The sequence below is a fragment of the Shewanella psychrophila genome, assembly GCF_002005305.1.
In the GTDB taxonomy this organism is placed as follows: Bacteria; Pseudomonadota; Gammaproteobacteria; order Enterobacterales; family Shewanellaceae; genus Shewanella; species Shewanella psychrophila.
Genome location: NZ_CP014782.1, coordinates 5,712,213 through 5,736,483, shown reverse-complemented (window position 1 = coordinate 5,736,483; position 24,271 = coordinate 5,712,213). Strand labels below are relative to the sequence as shown.

Annotated in this window: 24 protein-coding genes; 16 read left to right on the top strand and 8 right to left on the bottom strand. The window is 44.1% G+C overall.

Translation table 11 applies throughout. The annotated features are described in order from the left end of the window. Positions 1–237: 237 nt before the first annotated feature. The 12 genes from petA to sps_RS24935 all read left to right on the top strand — a co-directional run bounded on the left by petA (position 238) and on the right by sps_RS24935 (position 14,097). Positions 238–828, top strand: coding sequence for a ubiquinol-cytochrome c reductase iron-sulfur subunit (gene petA, locus sps_RS24990; RefSeq protein WP_077754975.1), 591 nt, complete (start codon positions 238–240; stop codon positions 826–828). Further along, the gene (locus sps_RS24985) at positions 828–2,042 is read left to right on the top strand and encodes a cytochrome b (RefSeq protein ID WP_077754974.1); all 1,215 of its coding nucleotides are present in this window, start codon (positions 828–830) and stop codon (positions 2,040–2,042) included. The genes petA and sps_RS24985 overlap by 1 nt, the downstream gene beginning before the upstream one ends. Then, positions 2,042–2,764, top strand: a complete 723-nt coding sequence (locus sps_RS24980; RefSeq protein WP_077754973.1) for a cytochrome c1 — start codon at positions 2,042–2,044, stop codon at positions 2,762–2,764. The genes sps_RS24985 and sps_RS24980 overlap by 1 nt, the downstream gene beginning before the upstream one ends. A 108-nt stretch (positions 2,765–2,872) precedes the next feature. Continuing rightward, on the top strand, positions 2,873–3,502 hold the full coding sequence (gene sspA, locus sps_RS24975) for a stringent starvation protein SspA (protein ID WP_077754972.1): 630 nt from the start codon (positions 2,873–2,875) through the stop codon (positions 3,500–3,502). Continuing rightward, positions 3,502–4,020 (top strand): ClpXP protease specificity-enhancing factor, encoded by a 519-nt coding sequence (locus sps_RS24970; RefSeq protein ID WP_077754971.1) that lies wholly within the window; start codon positions 3,502–3,504, stop codon positions 4,018–4,020. The genes sspA and sps_RS24970 overlap by 1 nt, the downstream gene beginning before the upstream one ends. 123 nt (positions 4,021–4,143) lie before the next feature. Further along, the gene (locus sps_RS24965; RefSeq protein WP_077754970.1) at positions 4,144–4,725 is read left to right on the top strand and encodes an anthranilate synthase component II; all 582 of its coding nucleotides are present in this window, start codon (positions 4,144–4,146) and stop codon (positions 4,723–4,725) included. A 210-nt stretch (positions 4,726–4,935) separates the two neighbouring features. After that, the gene (locus sps_RS24960) at positions 4,936–7,425 is read left to right on the top strand and encodes a S9 family peptidase (RefSeq protein WP_077754969.1); all 2,490 of its coding nucleotides are present in this window, start codon (positions 4,936–4,938) and stop codon (positions 7,423–7,425) included. Between the two features lie 256 nt (positions 7,426–7,681). After that, positions 7,682–8,824, top strand: coding sequence for an HDOD domain-containing protein (locus sps_RS24955; protein WP_077754968.1), 1,143 nt, complete (start codon positions 7,682–7,684; stop codon positions 8,822–8,824). Positions 8,825–9,271: 447 nt separating this feature from the next. Next, a complete protein-coding gene (locus sps_RS24950; RefSeq protein WP_077754967.1) occupies positions 9,272–10,489 on the top strand; it encodes an aspartate aminotransferase family protein in 1,218 nt (405 codons plus the stop codon). A gap of 147 nt (positions 10,490–10,636) precedes the next feature. Further along, a complete protein-coding gene (gene astA / locus sps_RS24945) occupies positions 10,637–11,656 on the top strand; it encodes an arginine N-succinyltransferase (protein WP_077754966.1) in 1,020 nt (339 codons plus the stop codon). A gap of 9 nt (positions 11,657–11,665) precedes the next feature. Then, positions 11,666–13,126 carry a succinylglutamate-semialdehyde dehydrogenase gene (astD, locus tag sps_RS24940; RefSeq protein ID WP_077754965.1) on the top strand — a complete coding sequence of 487 codons (1,461 nt, stop codon included), beginning with the start codon at positions 11,666–11,668 and terminating at the stop codon, positions 13,124–13,126. A gap of 173 nt (positions 13,127–13,299) precedes the next feature. Continuing rightward, positions 13,300–14,097 carry a DUF1338 domain-containing protein gene (locus tag sps_RS24935; RefSeq protein WP_077754964.1) on the top strand — a complete coding sequence of 266 codons (798 nt, stop codon included), beginning with the start codon at positions 13,300–13,302 and terminating at the stop codon, positions 14,095–14,097. A gap of 102 nt (positions 14,098–14,199) precedes the next feature. Here the strand turns inward: sps_RS24935 and sps_RS24930 are convergent, their stop codons facing one another. The 4 genes from sps_RS24930 to crp all read right to left on the bottom strand — a co-directional run bounded on the left by sps_RS24930 (position 14,200) and on the right by crp (position 17,285). Then, positions 14,200–15,528: an ATP-binding protein gene (locus sps_RS24930; RefSeq protein WP_077754963.1), complete on the bottom strand. Its 1,329-nt coding sequence runs from the start codon at positions 15,526–15,528 to the stop codon at positions 14,200–14,202. After that, positions 15,525–16,199 (bottom strand): response regulator transcription factor, encoded by a 675-nt coding sequence (locus sps_RS24925; RefSeq protein WP_077754962.1) that lies wholly within the window; start codon positions 16,197–16,199, stop codon positions 15,525–15,527. The genes sps_RS24930 and sps_RS24925 overlap by 4 nt, the downstream gene beginning before the upstream one ends. Positions 16,200–16,230: 31 nt before the next feature. Then, positions 16,231–16,569 (bottom strand): PepSY domain-containing protein, encoded by a 339-nt coding sequence (locus tag sps_RS24920; RefSeq protein WP_077754961.1) that lies wholly within the window; start codon positions 16,567–16,569, stop codon positions 16,231–16,233. An 80-nt stretch (positions 16,570–16,649) separates the two neighbouring features. Beyond that, positions 16,650–17,285, bottom strand: a complete 636-nt coding sequence (gene crp / locus sps_RS24915) for a cAMP-activated global transcriptional regulator CRP (RefSeq protein WP_077754960.1) — start codon at positions 17,283–17,285, stop codon at positions 16,650–16,652. A 454-nt stretch (positions 17,286–17,739) separates the two neighbouring features. On the opposite strand from crp, the gene sps_RS24910 reads away from it, so the two are divergent. Continuing rightward, positions 17,740–18,531, top strand: a complete 792-nt coding sequence (locus sps_RS24910; RefSeq protein ID WP_077754959.1) for an SEL1-like repeat protein — start codon at positions 17,740–17,742, stop codon at positions 18,529–18,531. A 413-nt stretch (positions 18,532–18,944) separates the two neighbouring features. Here the strand turns inward: sps_RS24910 and sps_RS24905 are convergent, their stop codons facing one another. The 3 genes from sps_RS24905 to sps_RS24895 form a co-directional block, all read right to left on the bottom strand. Continuing rightward, on the bottom strand, positions 18,945–19,832 hold the full coding sequence (locus sps_RS24905; RefSeq protein ID WP_077754958.1) for a phosphoribulokinase: 888 nt from the start codon (positions 19,830–19,832) through the stop codon (positions 18,945–18,947). Positions 19,833–20,009: 177 nt separating this feature from the next. Then, positions 20,010–20,246 carry a YheU family protein gene (locus tag sps_RS24900; protein WP_077754957.1) on the bottom strand — a complete coding sequence of 79 codons (237 nt, stop codon included), beginning with the start codon at positions 20,244–20,246 and terminating at the stop codon, positions 20,010–20,012. A gap of 2 nt (positions 20,247–20,248) precedes the next feature. After that, on the bottom strand, positions 20,249–21,220 hold the full coding sequence (locus sps_RS24895; protein WP_077754956.1) for a hydrolase: 972 nt from the start codon (positions 21,218–21,220) through the stop codon (positions 20,249–20,251). A 181-nt stretch (positions 21,221–21,401) separates the two neighbouring features. Between sps_RS24895 and sps_RS24890 the strand changes: the two genes are divergently transcribed. The 3 genes from sps_RS24890 (at position 21,402) to sps_RS28630 (ending at position 23,745) form a co-directional block, all read left to right on the top strand. Next, positions 21,402–21,911, top strand: coding sequence for a twin-arginine translocation signal domain-containing protein (locus sps_RS24890; protein ID WP_077754955.1), 510 nt, complete (start codon positions 21,402–21,404; stop codon positions 21,909–21,911). A gap of 87 nt (positions 21,912–21,998) precedes the next feature. After that, positions 21,999–23,594 (top strand): GMC family oxidoreductase, encoded by a 1,596-nt coding sequence (locus sps_RS24885; RefSeq protein ID WP_077755855.1) that lies wholly within the window; start codon positions 21,999–22,001, stop codon positions 23,592–23,594. 10 nt (positions 23,595–23,604) lie between these two features. Further along, the gene (locus tag sps_RS28630) at positions 23,605–23,745 is read left to right on the top strand and encodes a hypothetical protein (RefSeq protein ID WP_169915938.1); all 141 of its coding nucleotides are present in this window, start codon (positions 23,605–23,607) and stop codon (positions 23,743–23,745) included. 73 nt (positions 23,746–23,818) lie between these two features. Here sps_RS28630 and sps_RS24880 read toward each other — a convergent pair whose 3' ends face one another. Continuing rightward, entirely contained in the window at positions 23,819–24,253 is a 435-nt protein-coding gene (locus sps_RS24880) for a TIGR02444 family protein (RefSeq protein WP_077754954.1), read from the bottom strand. Positions 24,254–24,271 lie beyond the last annotated feature (18 nt).

Below are 24,271 nucleotides of genomic sequence, written 5' to 3'. Positions count from 1 at the left end.
TTTTATCACTTATCTGTTCATATATGATCTTTAATTCCATAACTAGACGACCATTTTATGTGCTGGGAAGGCAATTTTCCTAACATAGTTAACTTTGTTATTCGATTTACTATGATCTGCTTCTAATTTTTGGCTATAATGAGCCCCGCCTCAAGTTTCGTTTTTGAGTTTTGGGGTAAACCCCAATTTTAAAAATAATTTAAAACAAAAATTCCAACACTCTCTGGAGATAAGTGGATGAGCAATGCGCCAGTCGATACCGGACGTCGCAGATTTCTGACCGCAGCAACCGCCGTAGTAGGTGGTGTAGGTGCCGTCGCTGTAGCGGTTCCTTTTATAAAGTCATGGAATCCGAGTGCCAAAGCGAAAGCTGCAGGCGCACCGGTTGAAGTAAATATCAGTAAAGTAGAGCCAGGTCAGTTGATTCGTGTTGAATGGCGTGGAAAACCTGTTTGGGTTGTACGTCGTACTAAAGAGATTTTAACAAATCTTGCGACACTTGACAGTCAACTCCGCGATCCAGCATCTGCAGAAGAGCAACAGCCTTCTTATGCTCAAAATGCGGTTCGTTCGATCAATCCGGAGTATTTTATCGCGGTGGGACTTTGTACTCACTTAGGTTGTTCTCCTACATATTTACCAGATACGTTCGGTGAGCAGGTTGAAGGTGTACCTTCAGGCTTCTATTGTCCGTGTCATGGTTCTAAGTTTGACTTGGCTGGCCGCGTCTTCCAGGGTGTACCAGCACCGTTAAACTTAGTTGTTCCACCACATCAGTATATCGATGAAGGCAATGTCATCATCGGTGTCGATCAAGGGGCAGCGTAATGATTAAGAATCTAGTTGATTGGATCGATGCTCGCATTCCTATGACGGCGACTTATAACCGTCATGTGGGTCAATACGCGACGCCAACAAACTTTAACTTTTGGTACTTCTTCGGCTCACTTGCCATGCTAGTTCTGGTTAACCAGTTACTAACGGGTATCTGGCTAACAATGAACTATGTGCCAACTGCCGAAGGCGCATTTGCGTCAATCGAATACATCATGCGTGATGTTGAGTATGGCTGGTTGCTACGCTATATGCACTCCACTGGCGCCTCGGCATTCTTCGTGGTGATCTACTTGCATATGTTCCGTGGTTTGATCTATGGATCCTACCAGAAGCCAAGAGAGCTACTTTGGTTATTCGGTATGCTTATCTTCCTCGTGCTTATGGCTGAAGCTTTCATGGGCTATCTGCTTCCGTGGGGACAGATGTCATATTGGGGTGCTCAGGTTATTATCTCGTTGTTCGGTGCCATCCCTTTTATTGGTGATGACCTGACACTGTGGATACGTGGTGACTTCGTTGTCTCCGGCGCAACGCTGAACCGCTTCTTCGCTCTGCATGTTATTGCACTGCCTCTAGTCTTGGTTGTCCTGGTGTTCCTGCACTTGATTGCCCTGCACGAAGTGGGTTCAAATAACCCAGATGGTATAGAGATCAAGAAGAATAAGGATGAAAATGGATGGCCTGTTGATGGTATCCCATTCCACCCTTACTACACAGTTAAAGATATTTTAGGAACCGCTGGCTTCCTCATCGTCTTCTGTTATGTACTCTTCTTTATGCCTGAAGGTGGCGGTTACTTCTTAGAAGGACCTAACTTCGAAGCGGCTAACCCGATGAAGACACCAGAGCATATTGCACCGGTTTGGTATTTCACACCGTTTTACGCGATATTACGTGCGATTCCCGATAAGTTGATCGGTGTTATCGGCATGGGACTAGCGATTGCTGTACTGTTCGTACTGCCTTGGTTAGATCGCTGTAAGGTTAAGTCAGTTCGTTACCGTAGTCTGGCGCATAAACTGAACTTAGCTCAGTTTGCCATTTCATTTATTATCCTTGGCTATTTAGGTGCTGTTCCGGCGACACCAGAGCTAACGATTGCTGCGCGTGTCTTTACTCTGACATACTTCGGTTTCTTCCTGTTCCTATGGATTTACAGTAAGAATGAGAAGACTAAACCTGTACCAGAGAGGTTGACTCACTAATGAAAAAATTAATTATTGCATTAGTTGCCTTAGTACCAACACTGGCTTTTGCTTCGGGTTCGTCGGTACATCTAGAGAGTGCCAATATAGATCTCAATGACACTGAGTCATTACAACGTGGTCTTGACCTGTTCCAGCATAACTGTGCTGGTTGCCATAGCACTCAATATCAAAGATATAACCGAGTAGCAGAAGACTTAGATATTTCTCTCGATGACATGCGTGCTAAATTCATGTTCGATGAAGATGCTAAGCCTGGCGACTTGATGGAAAATGCGATTCCAGAAGATGCTGCAGCTAAGTGGTTTGGTGCAACACCACCGGATCTCACTCTGGTTGCTCGTGTTCGAGGCGAAGATTGGATCTACACTTACCTTAAGGGCTTCTATAAAGATGAGAACCGTCCATTTGGCGTGAACAATATAGTGTTCCCGTCAGTGGGTATGCCTCATGTGTTGGAGCATTTACAGGGGATTCCTGTTAAAGAAATAGTGAAGCAGGAAGATGGGACTGAAGTGACAACTTTAGTCGCTACTGGTGGCTCTCTGAATGCCGAAGAGTATGATCAAGTGGTTCGTGATATTACTGGCTTCCTGGTTTACTCTGGTGATCCAGTAAAACTTGAGCGTGAAAGCTTAGGTTGGTGGGTAATGGGCTTCCTGTTTATCTTCTTCGTCATCGCTTACTTGTTGAAGAAAGAATACTGGAGAGATGTACACTAACCCCTATAAAGGTTAGAATGTACAATCCGCATATTGTAAACGGGGGGCTTTGCCCCTCGTTTGCTTTTTGTTTTTTTGCTTTTGACATCAAATTCCCGGAGGGTATCAATGGCTGTTGCTGCCAATAAACGCTCAATCATGACCCTGTATTCAGGTGCTGACGATCTTTATAGTCACCAAGTTCGTATCGTCTTGGCTGAGAAAGGAGTCACCGTCGATGTGCTGCAGGCCGATCCAAGTGAGATGCCTGAAGATCTGATCGAGCTAAACCCATACAATACAGTTCCTACTCTGGTAGATCGTGAATTAGTGCTTTATAACTCACGTATCATCATGGAGTACCTGGATGAGCGTTTTCCGCATCCACCGTTAATGCCTGTTTACCCGGTTTCTCGTGGCCAGACTCGTCTGATGATGCACAGAATCGAAAATGATTGGTATACGCTGGTTGAGCGTATCAGAAGTGGTGACCGTGCCGATGCGGCTCGTAAAGAGCTGCAGGAAAGCTTAACTGCAATCGCACCGGTATTTACCGAAATGCCTTACTTTATGGCTGAAGAGTTCGGTCTAGCCGATTGTTACTTGGGCCCATTATTGTGGCGTTTGCCTGTATTGGGAATCGAATTAGATAACCGCACGGCTAAAGAGGTTAAAGCATACATGACACGTCTGTTTGATCGTGAATCATTTAAAGCTTCTCTTACTGAGACCGAGCGCGAAATGCGCATGGGTATCTAATGAAGCCTATGACACCAAATCGCCCATACTTGCTACAAGCATATTATGATTGGTTGATGGATAATGATCTTACCCCCCATGTCGTCGTTGACGCTTACGTGCCGGGGACTCAGGTTCCGCAACAATATGTGAAAGATGGTCAGATTGTTCTCAATATTACATCGACTGCAGTAGGTAATCTGCAGATTGGCCATGATTTTATTGAGTTTAATGCTCGCTTTGGTGGTGTTCCTCAGCAAGTTGTCTTGCCTATGGCCGCAATTGTTGCCATATATGCGAGAGAAAATGGTGCTGGAACCGTCTTCGATTTGGAAGAAGCTTATCAAGTCGAAGCTGACTCTGAAGAAGCTGGACTATCTGTAGTGAAGCCTGAACAAGCGCCATTAACGGACGCAAAGCGTGAGTTAACGTCTGTTGAGTCTTCATCAACTGAGTCTCCGGCGGTTGAGACTTCACCTGAGAAGAAGTCTCCAGAACCAGAGCCTAAGCGTCGTAGTCATCTGACACTTGTTAAGTAATATTAACGAGTAAATATTGAAAGCCAGTCCTATGACTGGCTTTTTTATTACTTGTGGCGTGAACTGTCGCTGTGGCTGTGTTAGCATCTTGCGCCAGTTCAATAGTTAGGATAAACCTGTTCCATGTTGTTGATGATCGATAACTATGATTCTTTTACTTTTAACTTAGTGCAGTACTTTCAGCAACTAGGTCAAGAGATCTTGGTTAAGCGTAACGATGAGATCACCTTGGAAGAGATAGAGGCCTTAAACCCTTCATATTTAGTTATATCACCCGGCCCATGTACACCGAATGAGGCGGGGATTTCTCTCGAAGCTATCGAGTATTTCTCGGGTAAACTGCCTATTTTAGGTGTTTGTCTTGGTCACCAGGCTATCGCTCAGGTATTTGGTGCTAATGTCATTCGGGCCCAGCGAGTCATGCACGGTAAGACTAGTCTGATTAACCATACCGATAGTCGATTATTTTCATCCTTGAACGAGCCGTTGACTGTGACACGTTATCACTCACTGATTGTAGAATCTCTTCCAGAAGATTTTATCTTAGATGCCTGGTTTGATGATGCTGTACATGGAAGAGAGATAATGGCCATGAGTCATAAAACTTTGCCTATATTAGGCGTTCAGTTTCATCCTGAATCTGTGCTCACCGAGCAGGGACTGGAATTACTGCAGAATTTCCTCGATTTAGGCATTAAACTCTAGACTTGCTAGCTTGTTGCCATCCGGTCTTCTGACCTTCTTACTTTTATCACTTTCTTCTCACACCTAGAAGCTTGTTACAAGATTTCTAAAAATCCCTAACTAAATCTTTTCCATTTTGTGATATAAATATTCGCAAAATAATATCAATGACGACGTATGGCTTGCGCAAACTGTGGGTCAGGATCATTGAAATAACAGAAAGGAAGGATAATGACAGGTTTGCTGCGAAATTCAGGTCTTAGTGTACTCACTATCACCATTTTAAGTGGTTGTGCGGTATCAGACTCTAACTCTAATACTCAGTCCATTGCTCAAGTGAATCAAGCTTTAGTCAGCCCGGTTCTCGTGACACCTCTTAAAGTCAATGAACCTCTTACTCTTAAGCAGATCATGGCAGATCCTGATTGGATGGGGCTACTCGCAAAGGGTGCCTATTGGAGTGATGATAGCCAGTCAGTGTATTTTTCTCGTCAAGCACATGCTTCACCTATTAGAGATTATTACAATCAAGGCGTGGATCAAGCGGCTGCTTCGCAGTTAAAGCTAAATCAGTTTCATCTTGCAGATCAGCAATATGGAGTTTTAGATAATAGCAAGACGCGTAAAGCCTATATTTATCAAGGTAACTTGTTCATTAAGGAACTGACTTCCGGAAAAATCTCTCAATTAACCAGGCAAAATACCGCAGTAGATGGAGTGCGTTTCCTCGATGATGGGGACTTAGCCTTCTGGCAAGGAGAACAAATATTTCGAATTCATCGAGACAGCGGGATGTTCGAACAAATTGCTAACATTAAGCTGGCACCTAAGCCCAAAGGTATTCAAGCCCCCGCGAGCTACATAGCGAAACAGCAGCACAGGTTGATCCAATATGTTGCACTGCAACAGGATAAAGCAAAGAAGAAGCAAGCTCACAAAGAAGAGCTAAATAAAGCGGACCCAAGCATAGCATCTAAGACCTGGTATTTAGGTGACAAGGAAGTGGTATCGGATTTAAGTCTTTCCCCCGATGGCCGTTATGTTTTTTTGTCTCTGATAGATAAGGAATATAGTTGGAGGAGCGAGCATGACATCATGCCTAATTATTTAGGCAACGAGGGTTATGTGGATGCTGTACCTGCAAGAGCACGTGTCGCAGAGGATAACCCTCCAGGAGAGCGATTCGTTTTGCTGGATCTGGATACTCACACTAAGAAAGACATCACCATCGAAGGATTAGCTGGTTTCGATGAAGATGTACTGGCTAAAGTAAAGAGCGAGAATGCTAAGGCAAAGGGTGAGTTATATAAGAGTGAAAAAGCACTGCGTAAGATTCAGTTGATGCAAGACTGGGGGTGGTCACAGAGTGCGGTCCAGTGGCAGAGTTCTGGTCATGGCCTTGCTATCATGCTTGAAGCGATCGACAACAAGGACAGATGGATTGCTAGCCTTGATATAAACAAAGGCTCATTAAAGACTGAGCACAGGCTTCATGATAATGCCTGGATAAATTATACTTTTAATCAGTTTGGTTGGGTAACGGGTACTGACTCTCTTTATTATTTATCGGAAGAGACCGGCTACTCCCATATTTATCTAAAACAGCAAGGGAAGGAAGCTGAACCTTTAACTCAGGGCGAGTTTGTGGTTAGCAGCGTAACTTTAGGTCCCAAGGCTAAGTTTATCTATTACAAGGCGAATAAGGACCATCCAGGGATAGATAATGTTTACCGAGTGAGTATTGCAACGGGTAAGGATGAGCAGCTGACACAGTGGGATGGTCAGCTCGATTATGAGCTTAGTCCTGATGGCAACAGTCTGTTACTCAATGCTTCTCGTCGAACAGAGCCTGCCGAGCTTTTTGTAAAAGAGATAGGTGGTGAACGCAAGCAGTTGACTCACTATACCAGTGAAGCTTTTGAGAGTTACCCATGGCAGGCTCCCGAAGTGGTTGCCGTTCCTTCCAGTCATGGCGCGGGTGATGTTTATGCTCGAGTGTATCTGCCACAAGGTTATGATAAAAATCGAGCTGAAAAATACCCCGCAGTGATTTTCAATCACGGTGCCGGTTATCTGCAAAATGCTCACTACGGGTTTTCAGGTTACTTTCGTGAGTTCATGTTCCATAATCTGCTGAGCCAGCAAGGCTATGTGGTTATGGATATGGATTATCGCGGTTCAAAAGGTTATGGCCGAGATTGGCGTACGGCAGTTTATCGCAACATGGGTCATCCCGAAGTGGAGGACCTTAAAGATGGCGTGAGCTGGATGGCGACTAATACCAATGTTGATACGGCTAAAGTGGGTACCTATGGAGGCTCTTACGGTGGTTTTCTGACATTTATGGCTTTGTTCACAGAACCTGAACTATTTCAAGCCGGAGCTGCATTGCGGCCTGTTACCGATTGGGCTCACTATAATGCACCTTACACTTCAAATATCTTAAATACGCCGGATGTCGATGCCATCGCCTATGAACGTAGTTCGCCTATTGAGTACGCTCAAGGACTGGAGAAGCCACTACTCATCATGTCTGGTGTATTAGATGATAATGTCTTCTTCCAGGATAGCGTACGCCTAGTACAGCGTCTGATTGAGCTTGAGAAGCCCATGTTTGAAACGGCTATCTATCCGGTTGAACCCCATGGTTTCAAGCAGCCATCGAGTTGGCTCGATGAGTATCGACGTATTTTTAAATTGTTCGAGCAAGAGCTTAAGTAAATCGTTACGAATAACAAGTAGGTCTCCAAGTGAGGCCTATTTTTTTATCTGAAAATCCTTATGCTAATTGGTGTTATCTGCCACTGCATCTTCAGGGCTGTTTCCAATGTTAGTTTATCTGTGTATACCAGTCATCTGATAATTTTTGACAAAGATAAAAGTATTTAAGCACAGTTAATTCTCTGTAATTTCTGCTAAATGAATCAGATTAATGCTAAATTGTAACTATAAGATTTTTGTGAGGAAGTAGCTAAACGTGGCGATATCGGTAGCGGGTGGGGTTAGGCCTGGAAAAATTATTGAGATAGAGCATAGGTTGTATCAACAACTTATTGTCGGTAAACAAAAGTCAAAATCTATGTTTGATGAGCTTGATGCTGAGCTTGAAAATGATGCTAACAAATTGGCCATTGAGCGAGAAGCGGTTTTAGAGCGATTAGCTAAACAGATCCAAGCGAAGCAGGTTTTCGAAGAGGTATCGGCTCAACTCATCAATACGGTTAACAATGCCGTGGATCATAGATTATCTTCTCCTGAGCAAGTATTGAAGTATTCAGGGATCAATGAAAGTCAGTTGTTAATGTTAGAACTGTTGCAAAGTAAAAATGTAGACATCAACCGGCTCAAGCCGTTGATCGCGGAGCAGGCATGGCTAGTTCGTGATCTGACTAACATGGTGAATAGTGCCTCTTTTCGCCATCGGCGGCCCCAGCGTTCCGATGTCAAAGTCACTGATATTAAGCTAGTGCTTAACTTTATCGGCATCGAAAATATTAAGTTATTGATCCCCTATTTTTGTACCCGAAATTGGTTGCCTTCAGGTCATGCCAACTTGCTCTGGACCACCCGAAAACTGTGGAGATACTCGGTAGTGAGTGCTATTGCTGCTCAGACCTTGGCTAAGTTACACCAAAAAGATGGCTCCTTTGTTTTTACCTGTACCTTGCTCAGTCAGCTTGGACCTTCTGTGGTGCTGAAAAATAGCGCTAAGCTATTTGAGGAGACTTGGGGGATCTGGTTAAGAGAGGCCAGTGGCAGTCGAGACAAAGAAGTCTACGATGCGGTCGTAGCTACTGAATTTCCTGCCGAGAAAGTCTACAACTTGGTTTTGGAGCATGGAAATAAGCTAAATTGGCAACTGCTACATCACCTGGACTTCGAAGATAGCGCAATGACTAAAGTCTTAGCTGAGCTAGATAATAACTTAAGTTATAAGGAGCTTTCCGAGGATGCAGCCATGGTTGCCCGAGCCAATTGCTACGCTAAAGTTGTCTTATTGGAAGAGTTGCGTCAGATTGATCCCCAAGAGAAACGGATCATGTTTGATTATTATGAGTTCTCTGAACAAGAGGTCATCCGCCTTAAGGGCCAGAATTACAAGAAACTCAATATCATCTAGTTATTTGTTGAATACTTCGAACAAATCCACACTAAAATCCAACTCCCTTGTATCACCTTCTCTACAGGACTTTTACTGGTTGTTGACTAGTGTGTTATTTATAGGCGCTTTTCTATTATCTTAGTCATATTTGGCATTATAGCGCGCCTAAATATTCATATATCGTGAATAACTAGCAATTGTTGGCTCTAGTAACTTTTTTTATGACTAGTTATGCTGTAAACCCCCAGTATAAACGCTTGTATAATTCTTAAAGACCAATCTTTATGCATTAAATGTGTGTGGCTCTTCTATGATCGGTGTAAGAAACTGGTATTTTGATCACATTTTCGCTATTAATGACTCTTAAGCAATGAAAACAAATGCCGCCAGTGCGAGTTTTTATAATGATAAAAGGCGGCAATAGTGGCTTTCAGAGCCATTAACGACAACAAAGGATGAGAAGGTATGAGCGTCAACAACACACTGACAAGAGCCCAATTTGATGAAGTAATGGTGCCTAATTATGCGCCCTCGGCAGTTATTCCTGTCCGCGGCGAGGGTAGCCGAGTCTGGGATCAAGATGGTAAAGAATTCATCGATTTTGCCGGTGGTATTGCAGTTAACTGTCTAGGTCACTGTCATCCAGCCCTTGTTGGTGCATTAAAAGAGCAAGGCGAAAAGATCTGGCATTTATCTAATGTCATGACTAACGAACCTGCACTTGAACTCGCGACTAAGTTAGTCAATGCGACATTTGCCGACCGTGTATATTTCGCCAACTCAGGTGCAGAAGCAAACGAAGCAGCTTTAAAACTTGTTCGTCGCTATGCGATGGATAAGTTTGGTGCTGAAAAAGACCAGATCATAGCGTTCGACAAGGCATTTCATGGCCGTACCTTCTTCACCGTAAGTGTTGGTGGTCAGGCTGCGTACTCAGATGGTTTCGGTCCTAAGCCGCAGAGCATCACTCACGTCCCATTCAATGACATTGCTGCTCTGGAAGCGGTTATCTCTGATAAGACCTGTGCAATAATGATGGAGCCTCTCCAGGGAGAAGGCGGGATCATAGATGCAGAGCCAGAATTCTTAAAAGCAGTACGTGCTCTTTGTGATAAGCACAATGCACTGCTGGTATTCGATGAAGTGCAAACTGGTGTTGGCCGTTTAGGTGAACTCTATTCTTATATGCGTGGTGACGTGGTGCCTGATATATTGACCACAGCTAAAGCTTTAGGTGGCGGTTTCCCAATCGCAGCTATGCTGACGACCAAAGAGATTGCCGCTCATCTTAAGATAGGTACTCATGGCTCTACCTATGGTGGTAACCCGCTAGCTTGTGCTGTCGCTAATGCGGTACTGGATGTGGTTAATACTCCGGAAGTATTGGAAGGCGTTAAAGTCCGTGAGCAGTTATTGCGTGATGGTCTGAATAAGATCAATGACAAGTACGATGTTTTCACTGAAGTTCGTGGCCAAGGTCTACTGCTTGGTGCCGTACTCAATGATAAATTCCAGGGACGTGCTAAAGAGTTTTTGGTTGCTGGTACTGCTGAAGGCTTGATGAGTCTGATTGCTGGCGCAAATGTTATTCGCTTCACTCCTTCATTAGTCATTCCTGAGGCAGATATAGCCGAAGGTCTTGCGCGTTTTGAACGTGCAGTTGCTAAAGTAGTTGCAGGCTAATTGACTGAATGAACGAGAGATATTTATCTCTCGTTTTTTGTCATTGGCAATACTTGAACCTTAACCGTTAGCGACTTGTCTTAATAGATACTCATGCTAAAGATAAGTAAGCGGTTGAGCGACGAGCTACAGTGAGGAGACACAGAGATGTTAATCATACGTCCTATCCGATCTAGCGACTATAAAGCGCTTTATCAAATAGCCGAAGAATCCGGTCATGGTTTTACTTCTTTGCCTGTTAACGAAGAGCTACTCAAAAGCAAGATTACTCGTGTTGAGGCTTCGTTTCAAAAGCAGGTTGATAAACCCTTCGATGAAGGTTATCTGATGGTGCTCGAAGATACTGAGTCTGGCGAAGTTGTCGGAACTTGTGGACTCGAAGCTGCCGTGGGCATGGAAGATGCGTTTTACCACTACCGTTTAGGCACAGAGGTGTATCACTCCGAGCAGATCGACGTGAGAAATGAGGTGGAAACCTTAACCTTATGCCATGACTATACTGGCGCCGCCGAGCTATGTACCCTGTTCCTGCGTGATACCTACCGTAAAAACAATAACGGCAGAATGCTATCCCGTAGTCGCTTTCTATTCTTAGCACAACACGCTGAGCGCTTCGGCGACACTGTTATCGCCGAAATGCGCGGAGAAAGTGATGAAGCGGGGAATTCTCCATTCTATGACTGGCTTCAGAAGCACTTCTTAGGTATAGATTTCGTCGAGGCAGATTACCTTTCAGGACTCGGACAGAAAGCCTTTATGGCTGAGATGATGCCTAAAAATGCCGTGTATGTGTGCTTGTTACCGGAAGAAGCGCAGAAAGTGATTGGTGAAGTTCATGCCAACACCCGTCCGGCGTTAAATCTACTGCAGGCTGAAGGTTTTAGGTGTCGTGGATATGTTGATATTTTTGACGGTGGCCCCACGGTCGAGTGCAACTTGTCTGATATACGTTCGGTAAGAGAAAGCCGTTTACTGACTATCACGATAGGCGATACACCAGAATCAGACTCCAGCTTTATCATATCAAATACTCAATTAGCGCATTACCGCGCCACCTCGGCTAAGCTTCTGCTCACAGAAGGTAGTGATGTGGTCACTGTGTCACCTGAACTTGCGGCGGGATTATTGCTGTCAGAAGGTGAACAGATCCGTGTTTTGGCTATGTAGGAAGAAATAATGACTCAATTTATTAAAGGCCAATGGGTTGCAGGCCTAGGTCACGATGTGACATCTAAAAACCCAGCAAATAATGAAGTGATCTGGAGCAGTAAAACTGCAACACCAGAGCAAGTTAATATCGCTGTTGATGCAGCTCGAGATGCTCAGTTCGACTGGTTCATGCTAGGTTTTGATGCTCGTCTTGCCATTGTAGAGGCTTATGGCACTCAACTTGAAGAGAGCAAAGCCGAGATAGCGGAAGTTATCGCCCAAGAGACTGGCAAGCCTCAGTGGGAAACAGCTACCGAAGCTGGTGCTATGATAGGTAAGATTGGGCTTTCAGTTGCCGCTTACAACAAGCGTACCGGCAGCAGCGAGAATGACATCCCGGCTGGACGTGCTGTACTTCGTCATAAGCCTCATGGTGTGGTTGCGGTATTTGGTCCATATAATTTCCCAGGCCATCTACCAAATGGTCATATCGTTCCTGCGCTACTTGCGGGTAATACTGTGATCTTTAAGCCATCAGAACTCACTCCAAAAGTAGCGGAGCTTATGCTGAAGCTTTGGGAGAAAGCCGGACTTCCTGCTGGCGTGATTAATTTGGTGCAAGGCGAAGTCGAAACCGGGAAGGCATTAGCCGCTCACCCACAGATCGATGGGTTGTTCTTTACCGGTAGCTCGCGCACTGGCCATATCTTACATCAGCAGTATGCCGGTGAACCTGGCAAGATTTTAGCGCTAGAGATGGGGGGGAATAATCCACTTATCGTTAAGGGCGTTCAAGATACTAAAGCGGCAGTACACGACATCATTCAATCTGCTTATATCTCATCTGGTCAACGTTGTACCTGTGCACGTCGTCTCTATGTTGAGAAAGGCGCACAAGGTGATGCCTTACTCGAAATGCTTGCTAGTGCGGTTAAACAGATTAAAGTGGGTGCCTGGAACATGCAGCCACAGCCGTTTATGGGGTCTATGATCTCAGAGATAGCAGCTAAAGGCATGGTAGAAGCGCAGCGTAACCTGCTGAACTTAGGTGGTGAGTCCTTGGTTGAGCTTACTCATTTAGAAGCGGGTACAGGCTTGGTATCTCCAGGCTTGATCGATGTCACTAACGTCATAGAGCTTCCGGATGAAGAGTATTTTGGTCCACTACTTCAAGTGGTTCGCTACAGCGACTTCGATGAAGCTATTAAGTTAGCTAACAGCACCCGTTACGGTCTGTCTGCGGGGATTCTTGCCGATAGCCGTGAGGATTACGATTACTTCTTGGCACGTATTCGTGCTGGTATCGTTAACTGGAACAAGCAGATCACAGGCGCTTCTGGTGCTGCTCCATTTGGTGGTGTTGGCGCTTCAGGTAACCACAGAGCGAGCGCGTTTTATGCCGCCGACTACTGTTCTTACCCGGTTGCTTCAGTGGAGGCCGACGTCGTCAGCCTTCCAGCTAACTTGAGTCCAGGCTTGAGCCTCTAAATTTATAATTAAACGATGGGAAACGCCTTGCAGGTGTTTCCCTTTTTTATGTACAGACATGTTGAAAAGCCAAAACTGCTACTCTCTCGCTGTACTTATATCGTGATAAAAATAACCCCAAGGCAACATTTAATGTTTGTGATTGGAACACGATGCCGTTAAGGAAGAAATTGATGCACACTGATATTAATAAGCTATTTGAAAACCTTTGGAATGATTACATTGAGATGACCCCCTCGGCAGAGCAAGTTCATCAGCTGCTTTCTCGGGGAGAGACCATCATCAACGATCATATTGCCCTACGTACTTTTAATATCGAAAAGGTGAACTTAAAGGTTTTGGCGGCTCACTTGGAGTCTTTGGGTTATGTCGACTCGGGTGATTATCACTTCGAAGCAAAAAAACTGAAAGCTAAGCATTTTGAGCATCCGGATGCGATGCAGCCTAAGGTGTTTATCTCTGAGCTATTAGTCGAAGAGTTTAGCCCTGAGCTACAAAACACCATTAAGAGTCTAGTTGAACAGATTGATGTTGCAGCGACTAAGGCCGATAACTTCCTCTATTCGGGGCGTCACTGGGAGCTCGACTCCAAGACCTATGAGGCTTTGCTTGCCGAGAGTGAATATGCTGCCTGGGTTGCGGCTTTCGGTTATAGGGCCAACCATTTTACTGTATCGATTAACCACTTGCCTGGCTACACCAGTATCTTAGATGTGAATGAGACTCTTAAGAAAGGGGATTTTGTTTTAAATTCTGCTGGCGGTGAAGTGAAAGGGTCGGCCGAAGTATTACTTGAACAGTCTTCGACTATGGCTGACCGTATATCAGTTAGCTTTACCGACGCAGAGAAAGAGATCCCAAGCTGTTTCTATGAGTTTGCACTACGTTATCCTAAAGCTGATGGAAGTCTTTACACAGGCTTTGTGGCTGCTTCTGCAGATAAGATTTTCGAGAGTACTAATGCAAGTTAGTCGATGTTTTGTTAACTAGGCAAAACATTCGATAAAAAAGCCGGAACTGAATTCCGGCTTTTTCATATTTAAATCTGTTCCGAGCTGAGAGGCGATGGTGGGTTACCTTTTAAAGCGTAAGCAAATTTTTAATCCGCCTAAGTCGCTATGGGCGAACGTCAGTTGAATCTCATATTGCTCGGCTATGTCTTTTACTATGGAGAGTCCAAGGCCATGTCCCATGGTCGCTTCGTCTAATCGTCTGCCACGATTCGTGAGTAGCTTAAGCTCTTCACTGGCGACACCTAGCCCATCATCCTCGATAATGAGAATAATAGCCGCTTCCTCTAGCTTGGTGCGGATATCTACACGGGTACTGGCCCACTTATGAGCGTTATCGAGCAGATTGCCAATCAGTTCCATACCATCTTCCCTGTGGAGGGGTAATCTGGTGATGTTATCAGTGATGTCGATATTACAGAGTAGATGTTTATTAAAGTGAACCTTGCTTAGAGTATGACATAAATCCTCAAGATCTTTAGGAAGTTGCATCTGGGCAGCAGGTAACATATCACCGGTGATTCTGGCCGCAGCTAGCTTACGCTCAATCATCTTATGTACCAGATCAAGTTGATTTTGTAGTGCTATCGCCGTATCCGGGTCTTTTAACCCCAGGGTCTCTACTTGCTGCTGCATCACGGCTAATGGGGTCTTAAGGCCATGGCTTAAATTGCCAATATTGTTGCGACTGCGTTCGATCTGTTTGCTGGAATATTCCAGTAGCTCATTATATGTTGATGCTAGAGCTTGCAGTTCGGGGGGGATATTCTTGACCTCTAATGAGGTGATCTCACCTTCTCTTAGCTTAGACAGGATTTGTTGAATCTGGTTGATCGGTTTGAAAGACTGCCTGAGTACCAGAAAAATACCGGCTATCATGGCCAGTAACATGGCTAAGTTAACCCCTAGTTTAGTACCGTATATTTGGGTGAAGATCTTACGCCCTATACTCAGATCCTGAGCAACAGTCAGAGTTGCATCGACATTCAGTGAGTCAGAGCTTAATCCCAGTGACAGCAGCTGAATATCATGGTTTTGTGGTCCTTTAGATTGCCATACTCGGCTTTCACCTTTCTCTAACAGCTTGATATTTAACTTCTGATCCCATAAAGAGCGGGAGCGGACTTCTTGGTTCGGCAAGTTTAATTGGTAATAACGCCCTGAAAATACGGGTTTATAAAAACCTGAAAGTTGGTTTTGATCGATAGTGAGTTCATTATTACTAAATTGGGTTGCCAGAAGGACTTGTTCTAAATCCTCCTGTAGTCTGGCAATGATCGAATCGTGAAATGCCTGTCTCAGCATCGTCTCGAAGAAGACTATGCCGATTGCTGTGGAAATGATGACTAAACCCGTTAACCAGAGGCTGAGTTTAGTGCGGATTGACATCATTCTCTTATGCCGTGGAAGATATAGCCTTGTCCACGTCGAGTCTCAATGGCTGTTTTCCCCAGTTTCTTACGTAGATGAGTAACATAGACTTCTACAACATTACTCTCTTTTTCGTCATCGAATTGATAGAGTTTGTCTGTAAGCTGAGATTTAGAGAGCAGTTTTTTAGGTGACATCAAAAATATTTTTAGTAACCTAAACTCCATGGCTGTTAACTCGAAGCTATTACCTTCAACCGTAACTGATTGTTGGTTTTCGTCGAGAACGACTCCCGAAAAACTTAATTCTTTTGTTGGTGAGCTAGCTTTTCCATGAGCTCGATGAATGAGGGCATGTATCCGTGCAAGTAATTCTTGAGTATGGAAGGGTTTGCCCAAGTAGTCATCGGCACCAGCGTTGAAGCCTTCGACTTTCTCATGCCATTGGCTACGGGCCGTGAGCATTATTACCGGTGTATTAATTCCTTGATTACGCCAGCGTTCTAAGAGTTCCAGGCCATTACCGTCGGGGAGGCCGATATCCAATATCACACAATCGTAATTGGTTTCTTTTAAGAGATAATCCGCTTCAGCAGCTTTGTCTGTCACGTCGGTGACGTATCCGGCGAGCTTCAGTTGCTTTTCAAGTTCTTCTACGAGTAGTGCATTATCTTCAACGAGCAGTAGTTTCATATTAACCTGTCACTTCGCTAATGGCGTAGAACTAGTCTTCAAAAGCTCTACAGCCAGATGGCAAGGGTTTGTTAGGATTGGGCTGGCCAGTGCTTGCATCCAGACTCAGATCTATAATTTGGCCACGTTGGGCTTTAATTTGCAAATCATAACGCCATTTTCCTTGTTCTTGATAGAGATGGGCATCGATGAGTTTACCGTAGCAGAAGTGTTTTGTCTTGGAGAGGGTAACATCCAATGACAGGATTTTACCTGCGCTAACTAGATGTTTTGCCTGGTAATGCTCAAGTTCAACTAAGGTGGAACCTGTGGCAAATTTAGGCATTAATACCCCAAGAGCGAACAAGATGCTGAACAGTGCCCTTGTCATTGTATTTCTCCAAAAAAAATGGCCTGAGATTATCTCAGACCACTTTATCGAAGCTGTCTTAAATCTAACTTAATGCTAGCTTAGCGGGTGCCATAAACTACGATAGTTTTACCGTGAGCCTGAATTAGGCTTTGCTCTTCGAGCATTTTCAAGATTCGACCCACAGTCTCACGAGAACAACCCACGATCTGACCTATCTCTTGACGAGTGATCTTGATCTGCATGCCATCTGGGTGAGTCATAGCATCTGGCTGTTTTGCCAGATGCAGTAAAGTTTGGGCAATTCTTCCAGCAACATCAAGGAAGGCTAGATCACCCACTTTCTGGCTAGTACTGTGTAGACGGTATGCCATCTGTGAAGAGAGCTTCATTAGAATTTCAGGATTGACCTGAATCAGCTGCTTAAACTTCTTGTAAGATATTTCGGCTATTTCACATGGCTGTTTCGCACGAACCCAAGCCGTGCGTTGGGCTTGTTCCTCGAATAAACCAAGCTCACCAAGGAAGTCACCTTGATTGAGGTAAGAGAGGATCATCTCTTTACCTTCTTCATCTTTAATTAAAACGGCTACTGAGCCTTTAACTATATAGTAAAGAGTGTCTGATTCTTCACCAGCGTGGATCAAAGTGCTTTTGGCTGGATACTTATGAATGTGACAGTGTGATAAAAACCATTCCAAAGTAGGATCTGGTTTTGGCTTACCAATAAGAGCCATGCCTATGTTCCTCGACTGTTTGATTTGAATATAAGAATCTTTATTTGATGTGCAGTTTACGTCAGTTTATTCAGTAAAACCTCGATAAAGATCTAACTTTAGAATAAATGAATCTTCGTAACTTACTTACAATATAAACTCATTCTGATACATCAGTGATATATGTCAACTACTTGCCAGTAAATATGCAGTGAATGCGTTGAATTTAGTAGCTAAAGCCATAATTCCAGTTCGATGTTGAACTTATGGGGAGCTGAACGGGTCTTATTTAAGTCCACGAAACTCGCTTTTTTCTCGACTTTAGCGAGCAAATCTGGCTAACTCAAGGAAATAACCTTTTTACACCTTTATAGTTCAGTTTCTTATGTCGGTAACTTAAGCCGATTTTTCATGTAGTTATTAAGGTTTAGTTTTTAGATATGTTCAAACTAGTGATACTAGATAGGAGTTGTAAGTGAAATATCATCCGTTGTTTTTAGGTGCTGGTCTCAGTTTGACACTTATTTTTACATTAGTGACGAGCACTGCAGCGAATGCATTTTCAATTCCGCAGCCCAAAACTGCCGTTGCGGCGAGTAAAGTGGCACATATTCACTTGAAAGCGAACCAAGGTGAGCAAGAGGCGCAGTTTTTACTCGGTCTAATGTACTTGTCTGGTCGATTCGTCACGCAAGATCAGCAACAAGGTATAAAGTGGATCTCAGCTGCAGCAGAGCAGGGACATGCTAAGGCGCAACAAACTTTGGCTGACCTCTCATTCGAAGGTAATATTATCGAACGCGATCTGCTCACTGCAGAACGTTGGTACCTTATGTTGAGTGAACAAGGCAATAAATGGGCTCAATTTAGGCTGGGATTCATCTATGCCGCCGGTGGAGAGGGTGTTGAACGTAACTGTGGTAAAGCCGTTGAACGTTTCAACTCGGTAGGGGATGAGGTCTCTTTGGGAAATGTTGCCTGGATTCTTGCGACTTGCCCTGAAGCCGAATACCGCAATGGTGACAAAGCACTAGAGCTTGCTCGTAGCTTGGTTGCATCTGATCACCAAGATCCTACTAACTTAGATAATTTGGCTGCTGCCTATGCTGAAACTGGCGATTATAGCTCTGCCGTAGTGACCCAGCAAAAAGCGATCGACGCGCTGAGAAACTCTAAGATGGTAAACCGCTCCGATGAATTTGAACAAAGACTACAAAGCTATCAGCAGAATAAGCCTTTTCGCGAAATTGTCCCTTTGATGGATTAGAAGAAGGTTCTAGAAAGATAGGTTCTAGGTTAGAGTTCCTAGGTGTAATCTAGTGCTACCTAGTCTTGAAATAGGTATTGAGCCAGTTGGGAGTGCCACTGGCTTTTTTTGTGCCTAGAACCTTTTTAGACTCAAGGACTTTCTGTTTAGAGAAGTGTCTCGAGAAGCAGATCAAAAATAGATGTGGAATTACTTTGGGGATGTTCAGAACTCTAGGAACTCGGACTTAGCTTTACCCTAGAATCTTCTTAGAAAGGAATAGCCAGCACACCCAAGGAAACAAACAGATCAAGATGGGGGAATTTACTCCCAAGAGCATGCTAACTCATCAGTCTTTCGCCTGAAATCCCGACATGAGCTAGTCTACTCGAGCACACTTAAATGAAGCTGAAGTTTATATTATTATACCAATCCTATTCACTATCTAATGAGAGCAGCTGTTGGCGCTTTTCGAGTAGATCTCGGATGAGCGGCGTCAGGATCAATTCCATGGCTAAGGACATCTTACCGCCAGGTACAACTAAGGTATTTATACGTGACATGAAAGAGCCATCTATCATCTTCAAGTAATAGGGAAAATCTACGTTCTTAATGCCACGAAAACGTATTACGACGAAGCTCTCATCTAGGCTTGGGATATTCTTAGCGCTAAATGGATTCGAGGTGTCTACCGTTGGGACTCGTTGGAAATTGATATGAGTTCGTGAAAACTGAGGTGTCATATGATTGATATAATCATCCATACTACGAACGATTGAGCCCATTACTTTTTCTCGGCTATGGCCTCTCTCAGAGGTGTCCCGAATGATCTTTTGAATCCACTCTAAGTTGACTATTGGCACCATGCCGATGAGCAAGTCTACATGTTCGGCCACATTACATGTGTCTGTCTTTACCCCCCCGTGTAAGCCCTCATAATAGAGCATATCGGTATTTTCAGGCAAGGGATGCCATTGGGTGAATGTACCAGGCATCTGGTTGAAAGGCACGGCTTCATCGAACGTATGCAGGTAAGCTCGGGTCTCGCCTTGACCCGTTGCACTATAGTCACTGAAACATTGCTCTAAGCGTTCAAAATCGTTTGCTTCGGGCCCAAAATAGCTAATATTTTTATTGTCCGTTTTAGCTTTACGGATCATGAGTTCCATTTCAGGACGTGTGTAATGGTGAAAACTATCGCCTTCAACGCTCGCTGCATTGATCCCGAGTTGACGGAAAATATGCTTAAAAGCCGTTGTTGTTGTCGTGGTACCAGCTCCAGATGAACCTGTTACTGCGATAATGGGATGTTTTGCTGACATTAAATTTCCTAAATGGAATTGGATCTGATTGACTATAAAAGCAGTGAAGAGAGCCAAGACCAAGATAAAAGTGAGATGCTATTTCTAATAACATCTAGTGTTATACGGTAATTTCTGCTCTTAGGTCAAATTTGGCCCTGAGTTTGTTATGAAATAAAGCTCGATTTTACGTTTGATCTACTTGTTTAGATGTTCGCTGTGTTTGATTGCAATAGACTCGTCATCTTCGCTGAATTCCACCACTAAGACTCCCTGCTTCAATAGCTGCTTGCAGTGTCCAATTGCCGAGGATAATGCCTGTTCATCTGTATCTGAGAAGCCGCCATCTTCGACTTGTGTTAACAGATATTCCTTAATTAAATTTTCCATGGTTGCACTGGGAAGCTGCAGTAAAGCGTCATAGGGAACAAGCATATTTAGTCCTTTTGGGGTATTAGAAAATGAAGGATCCGCTGCTCTAGATAGTACCTTGGCTTGAAAGGGGTTCCACCATCGATAAAGCCTACATGACCTCCCCGAGAGTGCAGCTCATAGGTTATTTGACTAGCACATTGCTCTGTTGTTGGAATGACATCGGCAGTCATAAATGGATCATCAGCAGCATGAATGACGAGGGTTGGCTTATGTATGAATCGCAAAAAGTCCATTCCACTTGCTCTTTGATAATAGTCATCAACACTATCGAATCCGTGCAAGGGGGCTGTGACTCTATGATCAAAATCATAGAAGGTTTGCAACTGAGGAATTTGGGATAGTGCTACAGGCATCTCCTCAGCCAGTTGAGGGTTTCTCACCTTCTCTCTGGTTTTTTGTTGCAGCTGTTTAATCAAGTAGCTTTGATATACCTTAGAAAAGCCACTCTCTAAACGCTTAGCACATGCGGATAATTGCAGTGGGGCTGAGACGACGACTGCCCGTTGGATTAGACTTGTGTCTGCGTATTCACCTAGGTATTTGGCGAGTACATTGCCGCCTAAGCTATACCCTACAGCAAGGAGAGGGGAGTCTGGATACTTGGACCTTAATTGAGATAAATTTTCCTGAAGGTCTTGGGTATCACCACTGTGATAACTTCTCGCTCTGCGGTTCGTTTCCCCAGAACAGCTCCTGTGATGATGGACCACTGCACAGATAGATTGCCGACGACAGTCATTGAGCAATCTTCGTACATAGTGAGACTCGGAGCTTCCCTCTAAGCCATGAATGATGATCACGATATGCTCGTGTGCTTTAGGCTGGCATAACCAATCGAGATCGATAAAGTCGCCATCGCTAAGCTCGAGGCGCTGACGTGTTAAATCTGGTCTGTCCACTTTAGTCAGCACAGGTAAAATCGTTTGAACATGGGGGTTTTTGGCCCACCAGGGGGGAGAAAAATATCGCATCATAAAAATTGGCTATTGCTGAAAATTAAAACGTGTGTTTAATTGTTACTAATCTTGGCATTCTAACATATCTGAGATCTTCATGGATTATCTCAATCTGTGGAGGTGTCGATGTTGCGATTCAATTACCAGTAGAGTCAATGTGGCTTTGTATCCTCTATAAAAAATAATATGAAGGGATAGCATGGAACGACGCACTTTTTTAACAACAGCATTAGTAGGTACTGCAGCATTAGCGTTAGGGGTAAACCTTTACGCTCCGGAGCATATTAAGGTCAATAAAGCCTTGGACAGCGAGCATAGATTGCTGTTTAGCGTTTTGTTGCCAGTATTTTTGGATGGTGCTTTACCTGAGGTTGAGAAGCTACGTATAGCCGCACAGAATCGTACCTTAGATGCCATTACGCAGACGATTAAATTGTTACCTGCAGATGGACAAGCTGAATTAGAACAACTACTCGATATGCTAGAAAATAGACTCGGTTTATTGGTTTTGACCGGGAGTATGACACCCTTGATGATGCGTAAGCCGGATGAGCTAATAGCCATGCTTGAGTATTGGCGTAATAGCTTCTTAGATATGATGGTGACGGCCTATCAAGGGCTAAGAGAGTTAGTGCTAGCGAGTTATTATTCGTGTCCTGAACACTGGAATAGCTTGAATTATGCCAAACCCACATTCCTTGAAGCATAGCTCGTGAACGTATTGTTAGTGATTAATTGATTGTTAATATTAGATGTTTTAAAAAATAAAAATAACTGTGTGTTCGGAGGTGGTGAAGTGGCGATAGCAGACCCTATAATTGAAGGTTTAGCCTCAGGTTGGAAGCATATTGATGCTAGCCAGTTGAGCTATGATCAAACTCTCGAAGCCGATGTCGTTATTGTGGGCAGTGGCGCTGGGGGAGGAGTCGCTGCAGAAATATTAACTGACGCGGGCTTGACCGTGATCATAGTTGAAGGGGGGCCGCTTAAATCTTCCGAAAGCTTTAATATGGAAGAGAGGCGAGCTTATCCAAACTTGTATCATCAAGCGGCGGCGATGAAAACCAAAGACAAGGCCATTGGTATTTTTCAGGGAAGAGCAGTAGGTGGGTCTACAACGGTAAACTGGACCACATCTATCAGGACCCCTGAGCCTACATTGGATTTTTGGGCCAAAAATAAATCTGTTAAAGGCTTATCGAGAGAGGATTTGAATCCTTGGTTCGACAAGATGGAGAAGCGACTCAATATTTCTAAGTGGGAGTATGAGCCAAACAGAAATAACCAAGCATTAAAGCTAGGCTGTGAAAAACTTGACTGGCACTACACTGTCATCAAACGTAACGTGAAAGGATGTTGGAACACGGGTTATTGCGGCATGGGATGTCCGGTCAACGCTAAACAATCTATGTTAGTTACCACAATCCCGGCAGCATTAGATAAGGGGGCTACCTTAGTCAGCAGGGCTAAAGTCACCAAGCTAGAGCATCATAAGGACAAGATATCGGTAATCCAGGCGCAAGCCTTGAGTGAACAGATGCAGCCGACAGAAGTTAAGCTCACATTCAAGGCTAAACATTACATCATTGCCGCCGGCGCAATTCATACTCCGACAATCTTACTGAGATCTAATTTAGCCGATCCCCATAAACTATTGGGAAAACGCACTTTCTTACACCCAACATTATTAAGTGGTGCAATTTTTAGCGATCCTATCAATGGACACAGTGGTGCTCCTCAGTCCATCTATTCCGATGAATTCGTGTGGAAACATGGTGCTGCTGGTGAAGATCTAGGTTATAAGCTCGAGGTTCCGCCAGTTCACCCTGTTCTGATTGCTTCTAAAACTTTAGGTTATGGCAAGACTCATGCGGCTCTGATGGAGCAGTTCAACCAGCTTCAGGTAACAATAGCTTTGATCCGCGATGGTTATCATGAACAAAGTCAGGGAGGGGAAGTCCATCTCACTGATACAGGCTTTGCCATAGATTATCCACTTAATGAGACCTTTTGGCGTTCGGTTCGAAGAGCGTTCGGCAGTATGGCTGAACTACAGTTTGCAGCTGGTGCCAAGCAAGTTTTGCCGATCACCGAAGGAGCGCCTTACCTTAACAGCTGGAAAGAAGCGAAATCTGCCATCGAAACTCTGGATCTTGCTCCACTCAAGACTGTTGTCGCTTCGGCGCATGTCATGGGGGGATGCCCCTTGGGAGAAGATACTAAGTTATCTATGGTCGATAGTCAGGGCGGCTCTCATTATTATGAGAACTTATCTGTGATGGACGGCTCTGTATTTCCGACCAGTTTAGGAGCTAACCCTCAACTAACGATCTATGGCATGACCGCAAGAAACGCGACTCTGCTAGCTGAAAGGTTAAAGTCATCTTCATAAGGGGTTAATCGTGGTAAACAAAGTGGAAGTGATGGACGGTTTTGTTTCTCCCATTCCGACCAGTTTAGGAGCTAACCCTCAACTAACTATCTATGGCATGACCGCAAGAAACGCGACTCTGCTAGCTGAAAGGTTAAAACAGAAAGCTTAATTGAATGACTTTGTGAACTGTGGAGTTAAGGAAAATAACGCGGGTTTAAGTTTAATCCCGCGTTATATGAGCACTAAATCAGCGATGGATAATCGGCTTTATTTAAGTTAAATAGACTAAGATAGGTGCCTAAATTTGAAGATTTTCCAAAATGTGAAAGCTGCCTTAGTTTATGTAAGATTAATCCCTGAGACTTACGCTCAAGCATCAGCTCTACATTTAGCATCTGTTGATATTCATCGCTTGCCAGACTGTTCTTACTCAACTTACGCAATTTGCGGTAGGGAAGTAACACTCGTTCTTCCCATTGATGGGTTTCACTTTGAAGGTGTGTCCAGTCTTGTGCGCTCAATAAATAGTCTTGTTTATCTAGCCATAGTGACAGTAAAAGCAAGTTTACATTTAGCTGGTGATTATCTTGTAACTCTAGACAGAGTGCTTGGTGCTGGTGGTAATAACCATCACAAATTTTCCATAATGAAATATCAAAATGATTCACAAATGTCATGTCGCTTCCTTGAATACT

Coding starts and splice junctions, on each gene's coding strand:
- petA (WP_077754975.1), top strand. CDS start 238: ATGAGCAATGCGCCAGTCGATACCGGACGTCGCAGATTTCTGACCGCA.
- sps_RS24985 (WP_077754974.1), top strand. CDS start 828: ATGATTAAGAATCTAGTTGATTGGATCGATGCTCGCATTCCTATGACG.
- sps_RS24980 (WP_077754973.1), top strand. CDS start 2,042: ATGAAAAAATTAATTATTGCATTAGTTGCCTTAGTACCAACACTGGCT.
- sspA (WP_077754972.1), top strand. CDS start 2,873: ATGGCTGTTGCTGCCAATAAACGCTCAATCATGACCCTGTATTCAGGT.
- sps_RS24970 (WP_077754971.1), top strand. CDS start 3,502: ATGAAGCCTATGACACCAAATCGCCCATACTTGCTACAAGCATATTAT.
- sps_RS24965 (WP_077754970.1), top strand. CDS start 4,144: ATGTTGTTGATGATCGATAACTATGATTCTTTTACTTTTAACTTAGTG.
- sps_RS24960 (WP_077754969.1), top strand. CDS start 4,936: ATGACAGGTTTGCTGCGAAATTCAGGTCTTAGTGTACTCACTATCACC.
- sps_RS24950 (WP_077754967.1), top strand. CDS start 9,272: ATGAGCGTCAACAACACACTGACAAGAGCCCAATTTGATGAAGTAATG.
- astA (WP_077754966.1), top strand. CDS start 10,637: ATGTTAATCATACGTCCTATCCGATCTAGCGACTATAAAGCGCTTTAT.
- astD (WP_077754965.1), top strand. CDS start 11,666: ATGACTCAATTTATTAAAGGCCAATGGGTTGCAGGCCTAGGTCACGAT.
- sps_RS24935 (WP_077754964.1), top strand. CDS start 13,300: ATGCACACTGATATTAATAAGCTATTTGAAAACCTTTGGAATGATTAC.
- sps_RS24930 (WP_077754963.1), bottom strand. CDS start 15,528: ATGATGTCAATCCGCACTAAACTCAGCCTCTGGTTAACGGGTTTAGTC.
- sps_RS24925 (WP_077754962.1), bottom strand. CDS start 16,199: ATGAAACTACTGCTCGTTGAAGATAATGCACTACTCGTAGAAGAACTT.
- sps_RS24920 (WP_077754961.1), bottom strand. CDS start 16,569: ATGACAAGGGCACTGTTCAGCATCTTGTTCGCTCTTGGGGTATTAATG.
- crp (WP_077754960.1), bottom strand. CDS start 17,285: ATGGCTCTTATTGGTAAGCCAAAACCAGATCCTACTTTGGAATGGTTT.
- sps_RS24905 (WP_077754958.1), bottom strand. CDS start 19,832: ATGTCAGCAAAACATCCCATTATCGCAGTAACAGGTTCATCTGGAGCT.
- sps_RS24900 (WP_077754957.1), bottom strand. CDS start 20,246: ATGCTTGTTCCCTATGACGCTTTACTGCAGCTTCCCAGTGCAACCATG.
- sps_RS24895 (WP_077754956.1), bottom strand. CDS start 21,220: ATGATGCGATATTTTTCTCCCCCCTGGTGGGCCAAAAACCCCCATGTT.
- sps_RS24890 (WP_077754955.1), top strand. CDS start 21,402: ATGGAACGACGCACTTTTTTAACAACAGCATTAGTAGGTACTGCAGCA.
- sps_RS24880 (WP_077754954.1), bottom strand. CDS start 24,253: ATGACATTTGTGAATCATTTTGATATTTCATTATGGAAAATTTGTGAT.